General features: G+C 49.9%; 9 protein-coding genes and 2 pseudogenes. 6 read left to right on the top strand and 5 right to left on the bottom strand.

The window, feature by feature from the left end:
• The 5 genes from KO497_RS02050 to KO497_RS02030 all read left to right on the top strand — a co-directional run.
• Nucleotides 1-88: hypothetical protein (locus tag KO497_RS02050; RefSeq protein WP_215942303.1), on the top strand; the 88-nt coding region annotated here is incomplete at its 5' end.
• Nucleotides 89-412: 324 nt separating this feature from the next.
• The gene (rpsJ, locus tag KO497_RS02045) at nt 413-721 is read left to right on the top strand and encodes a 30S ribosomal protein S10 (protein ID WP_085848206.1); all 309 of its coding nucleotides are present in this window, start codon (nt 413-415) and stop codon (nt 719-721) included.
• A gap of 14 nt (nt 722-735) precedes the next feature.
• Entirely contained in the window at nt 736-1,461 is a 726-nt protein-coding gene (rplC, locus tag KO497_RS02040) for a 50S ribosomal protein L3 (protein WP_215942302.1), read from the top strand.
• The gene (gene rplD, locus KO497_RS02035) at nt 1,458-2,078 is read left to right on the top strand and encodes a 50S ribosomal protein L4 (protein WP_215942301.1); all 621 of its coding nucleotides are present in this window, start codon (nt 1,458-1,460) and stop codon (nt 2,076-2,078) included. Before rplC ends, rplD begins: the two co-directional genes overlap by 4 nt.
• On the top strand, nt 2,075-2,371 hold the full coding sequence (locus tag KO497_RS02030) for a 50S ribosomal protein L23 (protein ID WP_085848209.1): 297 nt from the start codon (nt 2,075-2,077) through the stop codon (nt 2,369-2,371). Before rplD ends, KO497_RS02030 begins: the two co-directional genes overlap by 4 nt.
• Nucleotides 2,372-2,444: 73 nt before the next feature.
• On the opposite strand, the gene KO497_RS02025 is transcribed toward KO497_RS02030, so the two are convergent.
• Together KO497_RS02025 and KO497_RS02020 are read right to left on the bottom strand one after the other, a co-directional pair.
• Nucleotides 2,445-3,398, bottom strand: a complete 954-nt coding sequence (locus tag KO497_RS02025) for a riboflavin kinase (RefSeq protein ID WP_215942300.1) — start codon at nt 3,396-3,398, stop codon at nt 2,445-2,447.
• Between the two features lie 71 nt (nt 3,399-3,469).
• Nucleotides 3,470-3,769: pseudogene (locus KO497_RS02020) on the bottom strand (hypothetical protein); the annotation flags it as partial.
• 134 nt (nt 3,770-3,903) lie between these two features.
• Here KO497_RS02020 and KO497_RS02015 point away from each other — a divergent pair.
• A complete protein-coding gene (locus KO497_RS02015) occupies nt 3,904-4,677 on the top strand; it encodes an alpha/beta fold hydrolase (protein WP_215942298.1) in 774 nt (257 codons plus the stop codon).
• A 122-nt stretch (nt 4,678-4,799) separates the two neighbouring features.
• On the opposite strand, the gene KO497_RS02010 is transcribed toward KO497_RS02015, so the two are convergent.
• The 3 genes and pseudogenes from KO497_RS02010 to KO497_RS02000 all read right to left on the bottom strand — a co-directional run.
• Nucleotides 4,800-5,693, bottom strand: a complete 894-nt coding sequence (locus KO497_RS02010; RefSeq protein WP_215942297.1) for a LysR family transcriptional regulator — start codon at nt 5,691-5,693, stop codon at nt 4,800-4,802.
• 130 nt (nt 5,694-5,823) lie between these two features.
• Nucleotides 5,824-6,723, bottom strand: a complete 900-nt coding sequence (locus tag KO497_RS02005; protein WP_215942296.1) for an MBL fold metallo-hydrolase — start codon at nt 6,721-6,723, stop codon at nt 5,824-5,826.
• An 11-nt stretch (nt 6,724-6,734) separates the two neighbouring features.
• Nucleotides 6,735-6,931: pseudogene (locus tag KO497_RS02000) on the bottom strand (LLM class flavin-dependent oxidoreductase); the annotation flags it as partial.

Below are 6,931 nucleotides of genomic sequence, written 5' to 3'. Positions count from 1 at the left end.
AATCGCGATGGAAGACGGTCTGCGCTTTGCGATCCGCGAAGGCGGCCGCACAGTTGGTTCCGGTGTTGTTTCTAAAATCATCGAGTAAGCCTTATCGCTTATAACACTTCGAAAAGGCCTCCCAATCGGGAGGCCTTTTTGGTTTGGACATCAGCTGAGCTACTACAATCTAGCGCATGAAATAACATATTTTTTGAAAGCTTCAGGCCTGGGATCGACTACTCCAGCTGACTCATTTCACATTTTTACACCAAAGGTATTGCCTCACAGCATTTCGCGCTGTATTGGGCGTGAATTCGTATCTAACGAAGTCTACGGGTGAGATTCGTCTTGCCCTTTTTCGAGTTCGATGTGGGAGCTGCAATGGTGCGGTTTCGACCTCTCAATTCGTGAAGCCGCGAAAGGCTATATTATGCAATCGCAAAATATTCGCATTCGGCTGAAGGCATTTGATTTCCGCGTTCTCGACGCATCTACACAGGAAATCGTGAACACTGCTAAGCGCACTGGCGCTCAAGTTCGTGGCCCGATCCCACTGCCAAACAAAATCGAAAAATTCACTGTTCTTCGTGGTCCACACGTTGACAAGAAATCCCGCGATCAGTTTGAGATCCGTACGCACAAGCGTCTTCTCGACATCGTAGACCCAACACCACAGACTGTGGACGCGCTGATGAAGCTCGACCTCGCTGCCGGCGTTGACGTCGAAATCAAAGTATAAGGGGGCAATTGAATATGTTGCGCTCTGGTATTATCGCGAAAAAAGTGGGCATGACCCGCTTGTTCATGGAAGACGGCAAACAGGTTCCTGTAACCGTCCTTCAACTCGAAAACTTGCAAGTTGTTGCGCAGCGCACATCTGAGAAGCACGGCTACACGGCTGTTCAGCTCGGTTGCGGCAATGCAAAAGCAAAACGCACATCCCAAGCTATGCGTGGCGTTTTCGCCGCTGCGAATGTTGCGCCAAAGCGCAAAATCGCAGAATTCCGCGTAGACGAAGCGAATCTCATCGCTGTTGGTGAAGAAATCTCAGCTGAGCATTACTTCGAAGGCCAATACGTTGACGTTGCTGGTACATCTATCGGTAAAGGTTTCGCTGGTGCGATGAAGCGTCACAACTTTGGCGGTTTGCGTGCGACACACGGTGTGTCTATCTCTCACCGTTCGCATGGTTCGACTGGTCAGTGTCAAGACCCAGGTAAAGTTTTCAAAGGTAAGAAAATGGCTGGTCACATGGGCGCTGCTCGTGTCACGACACAAAACCTTCAGGTTGTCCGCACAGATGCCGACCGTGGCTTGATCATGGTCAAAGGCGCTGTTCCTGGCTCCAAAGGTGGCTGGGTTACTGTCAAAGACGCTGTGAAAAAGCCGTTCCCTGAGAATGCGCCACTTCCAGCTGCCTTGAAATCTGCGGCTGCAGCAGCTCCGGCTGAAGCACCTGTTGAAGGAGGTGAAGCATGAAACTTGACGTAATCAAACTTGACGGCGAAAAAGCTGGCACATTGGATCTGGACGAAGCACTCTTCGGTCTTGAGCCACGTGCAGACATTCTTCACCGTGTGGTTCGCTGGCAGCGCAACAAAGCGCAAGCTGGTACACACAAGGTAAAGACACGCTCAGAAGTTAGCTACTCCACGAAGAAGATCTACCGCCAAAAAGGCACCGGTGGCGCTCGTCACGGGTCCCGCAAGGCACCGATCTTCCGCAAAGGTGGTATCTACAAGGGTCCTACGCCGCGGTCTCACGCTCACGAGCTTACGAAGAAATTCCGTAAACTTGGCCTGAAACACGCGCTCTCTTCAAAAGCAGGCGCAGGCAATCTTGTAATCCTCGACGACGCCAAATTGGCTGGTGCGAAGACTGCAATGCTTGCAAAAGCTGTTAAAGAGCAGGGCTGGAAACGCGTCCTCATCATTGATGGTGCAGAAATCGACACAAACCTCAAAGCCGCAGCTGCGAACTTGACTGGTGTTGATATCTTGCCAACAATGGGCGCCAACGTATACGATATCCTGAAACGTGACACACTCGTGCTCACGAAATCAGCTGTCGAAGCTCTGGAGGCTCGCCTCAAATGACCACTAAAGCAGATATGTACGACGTCATTCGTAAGCCTATCATCACTGAGAAAGCCACTATGGCATCTGAGAATGGTGCGGTTGTTTTTGAAGTTGCGATCGACTCTAACAAACCACAAATCAAAGAAGCCGTCGAAACGCTCTTTGGTGTGAAAGTTAAAGCCGTGAACACATCGATCACAAAAGGTAAAGCAAAACGCTTCCGCGGGATGCTCGGCAAACGCAAAGACGTTAAAAAAGCCTACGTGACACTCGAAGAAGGTAACTCCATCGACGTGTCCACTGGTCTCTAAGTTCGATCTGAACTGGAACTAGCTAGAAATTGAAAAGCCCTCCGAGCAATCGGGGGGCTTTTCATTCATCAAGTCAATCTGCCATGCAAGGGTGGCTGAATCGTTTCAAACTGCGAGGCACTTTGGAATGAAAAATCTCATTGGATGCTGTTTGGGTAAGGCCTGAACTTGGAACCTTGTGCAAGTATTCAATTAATTCCACGGAAATAGATGTGCCGCAAAGATCGCCAAGCAGGTCGTGAATGTGAGCCTTACATTGGACTGTATTAACGTCAGCTAGCGCCTCTGAGCTGATGGTAGCGATCGTTTGATACCTACCTTTATAGGGGCCCTCAAGAACATCAGCATAGGCCGCGTATACGCCACTCTTTGGGCGATGAATGCCTGTTTGGGAAACTGACGCGACCGTCATTCCGAACTGTTGAGATTCTCTGTCATTGTGGTGCGCCTCGCCTTGGATGCTGTAGCGGCGTCCGAGCAGGTCAGCAACGTCACGAAGACGGCCCTCGCTCAAGCACTCGCGAATCCGCGTCGAGGAAATCGTTCTATCCGAGCGAGTCAACAGTTCCGAGATTGTAACGCCGAAGCCGAACTTTTCCCCAAAATCAATCAGATCTGAAACGCTACCTTCGCGGTTTTTGCCAAATCGATAATTTGCACCGACGAAGATGTGGCTGAACGCAAACCCATCGCAAAGCACATTTCGTGCGAAATCCTTGGCCGATGTCTTGGCCAGTTCGGCATTAAAAGGCAATTCGAACAAGCTCTCTAGGCCACAGCCCGCCAACCTTTGGCGTTTGGTGCTAGCATGCTCCAGACGAAATGGTACGGCGCTTGGCGCAAAAAACTCGCGTGGATGTGGCTCAAATGTCAGAATGCCGTGGGGCACACCTAATTCCTTCGCCTTGGCCCGAGTTTGATCAAGAACATGACGATGGCCCAAATGAACCCCATCAAAATTTCCGATCGCGATGCAGGCATTGCGTAAAGAGTTCGGAAAATCAGTCCATGATCTGACGGCTTTCATGCAAGAATTCCTTTGTCGTTGGCTGCGCAAATTTAATCTAGCATCTGTATCCGTCGCGAGTTTCCGCAATTTCAGAAAGAACCTTTTGAGTTAAGGGCCAAAATGGCGATGTTCACGATCCGTGGTCCCGATAGGTCAGTAATGTTGGGCGATGAAGTCGGTAAAATCGCTTGGAGCGCGATTGCGATTCCTTGCCTGACGACAATACATTTAGTCGAGGGTGACTTTTTTCCGGATGTCAGTACCAAACATGCCAAACCCGCGATGCGCAGGCCTGACATTCCCAAAGGATGCCCTTGTGGGATGTCTCCTTCGTATGCATTGACGCCTGCCTCGGTGTCGTAAATTCCCAACTCGCGGAGGGTGGCAAGTACTTGTGCCGCTTCGGACTTTTGGGAACATTACAGTTTCGACTTAATCATTATCTCTCAGTGATAACCTTGATTATCTTTGCCTTAAGTGAGCGTGGCGCAATTGTCCGCAAAATTAGGCTGGGAGCACTATAATGCAAATTACAGACGGTTTCGTATCGACAGATCACGGGCGTATTCACTTTCTGGAAGCGGGGAGCGGACCTGCAATTATCCTTCTGCATACGAATGGGAATTCGGCCTACGAATACGAAGACATGTTGAACATTCTTGGACAGCGGTTCCGCGTTATTGCATGGGATCAGCCTGGTCATGGCGACTCTGATTGTGTGACGCGCCATTATTCAGTTGAAGATTTTTCTGATGCATTGGCATGCTTCATGGAAGCTTTGGGTCTCAAAACCGCAAGCGTTCTGGGGTCATCAATCGGAGGAGCAATCGCGACGGACTTCGGTGCGCGGTATGGCGACAAGATTGACACGCTATTCATTTGCGAAGCACCTGTACGCACACAAGAGGTGTGGAAGGGAAATTGGTCAAACACAGAGAAGAATTACGGGATGGCCTCGCAGACAATGGCCCAGATTGAAAACCGGCTGAATCATGTCGATGAAGAATTTCTGACGCGCTGGAATGTGGATCGCAACAAGGCCGGATCTTGGACCATGACACAAGTCATGTGGGCCTTGCGACAATACGATATGGAAGGTGCGATGGCAAAGATCACATGCAAGCCCGTTGTCGTTGTCGGCGGTAAGAGCGGGGTTAAGGCAGCAGAGCCAATTTATCGAAAGTTGATAGACGGAATGTCTTTTGAACTGATGGAAAACAGCGGCCATTTTCCAATGCTGGATGAACCTGACGTCCTGTCCGAAATCGTCGTGAAGCACATCGACGCAAAGGCATAATGTGAGGGCGTCACTTTGTTGTTTTCGCAAAGTGGCGTCTTTGCTTTTTTCTCATTTTTGAGCCCGTTACAGGATCGTTTTTATCATTGTCGGGTATCTTGCCGTGTTCCTCATGGAAAGCATTACAATGCGTCAGGATCTGTTTTCGTGATTTCAACGAGGAACTGTATGACCTCTTTGACGCGGCGCGATGTGTTTTCCTTTGAATGATATAGCGCTGCAACAGGGACGGATTCACGGGCAAATTTTTCAAGAACAGAAACGACATTCCCTTGCGACAGGTCTCGGCGAAATAGCCAGTGTGTCGATTGCGCAATTCCAATTCCTGCCACCGCTGCTTCACGTACTGCATCGCCACTTTGTAGGGTGATATTGCCGGGTACCGAGATATTTTTGAATTGAGCGTCGCCCATTCGGAAAGACCAGTTGGGACCAAAGCGCCCGACAATACAATTGTGTTCCAGTAGGTCTTCTGGTGTCTGCGGTGTTCCCCATTTTTCCAGATAAGATGGAGCCGCAACCGTTAACATTGGTCCCGTAATCAGCTGCTTGCGGATTAAACTGGAATCCGGCTGTTCGCGCGCCATAACCGCAATATCAAACCGCCCCTGAATGAGGTCGACAAACCCATCGTTAAAGTGAATATCGAGATGAATATCTGGAAATGCTTCGTAAAAGGCTGGCAGCGCAGGGATGAACGTTACACGGCCAAACGACACGGGCATGACGATTTTAACGGATCCCATTATCGATGCATTGCTACGGCGTAACGCAGCATCGGCATCATCAAGCAGGGTCATCACTTCGTTGCATTGGTCGTAGTAAACTTTTCCGAGGTCCGTCAACATGATGTGGCGTGTTGAGCGATTGAAAAGCTGAACACGAAGATCCTGCTCCAACCTGTTCACGTTTTTGGTGACTGCCGAAGCTGAGATGCCCAGCACATCGGCCGCAGCAGAGAAGCCTTGGCACTCCGCTACACGTAAGAAGGTTTTGATGGCTTGGAACTTGTTCATTCATCGACCCTATTCTATTGATATTATAAGTACAGCCTGCCTTTTTGGGCAAGAAAACACTGTCTCTTGCGGTTATTACTGATCTGTAAATTTAGGCACGCGGCTGTGTCAAATTGAAAAAATGTGTATCTTAACCGCCGTGAGCGGTCTTCACACCCAGTGTCAAAGGCTTGAAATGGTAGCCGTCCGCAGTTTGTTCCACATAGCCACAACCAGGGAACGGGAAATGATATCCCTGCACGCGTATTCTCGTCTGAGCCAACCAATGTAGCTTTTCGCGACGCGTGCTTTCGGCCAGCATTGGATATTGGTCAAAACGTCCATGCCAACCGGGATTTCTGAGGAAAATCGCGGGATTGTTGGTGAGATCTGATTGCAGGAACACTTCTTCCGAGCCTGATTTCACGATGAAAGACATATGACCAATCGAATGGCCGGGTGTCATAACGGCCGTGACGCCATCCAGAATTTTATCACCATCGGAATAGACCTGAACCTGGTTTTTCAAACTGTGGAAGACTTTCAAATTCGTTTGCGTCAATTTCATCATACGAGGCGAGGGTGCCGGGATGCGAGGGGCCATTTGCATCCAGAAATCCCATTCAACGCTTGGCACTAAGATCGCAGCATTAGGATATGCAGAATTGCCGTTTTCATCTATCAGGCCATTCACATGATCTGGATGGCAGTGGGAAATAACAACTGTGTCGATTTCAGCAGCTTTGATACCTGCTTGTCTCAGGCTTTCGGAAAGACAGCCCGGACCGGCAGGATCAACAGCCAGCCCCGCCGCTCCGTTCCCTGTGTCGATCAAAACCTTTCTATTTCCGCAGTCCAAAAGGATCGGGGTGTAAGTCGTTGTGATCTGATTGACCGGCAAGCCTGCGTCCGAAAGTGCAGCGTTGATTTCGTCTTTCGTCGCGTTGATGACAAAGTCATCGGTAAGCGGGAAAGTTCGCGCCCCATCCGCGAGGATCACCACGCGGATGGATCCTACAAAGTAAGATGCAAAACGGGCAGCCGAGGACACTGCCGCCTCCCTCATTTCACACAGCTTTCTTTGGTTCCGATTGCTTTTCTGACCCTTGGCATGACCTCATGCGCCATGAGCTCCATTGATTTTCTCGACAACGCCTTATCGGTCCAGTCCAAGCCGGCATAGACCAGTTCGCCGAAGTCGCCGGTTTCTTCGTGCATCGCGAGAATTTGGTCGACAACATTGTTCACCGTGCCACAGA

The sequence above is a fragment of the Pacificibacter marinus genome, assembly GCF_018860665.1.
In the GTDB taxonomy this organism is placed as follows: Bacteria; Pseudomonadota; Alphaproteobacteria; order Rhodobacterales; family Rhodobacteraceae; genus Celeribacter; species Celeribacter marinus_A.
The sequence above is the reverse complement of the archived record's forward strand: the minus strand, read 5'-3'. Positions and strand labels throughout refer to the sequence as shown.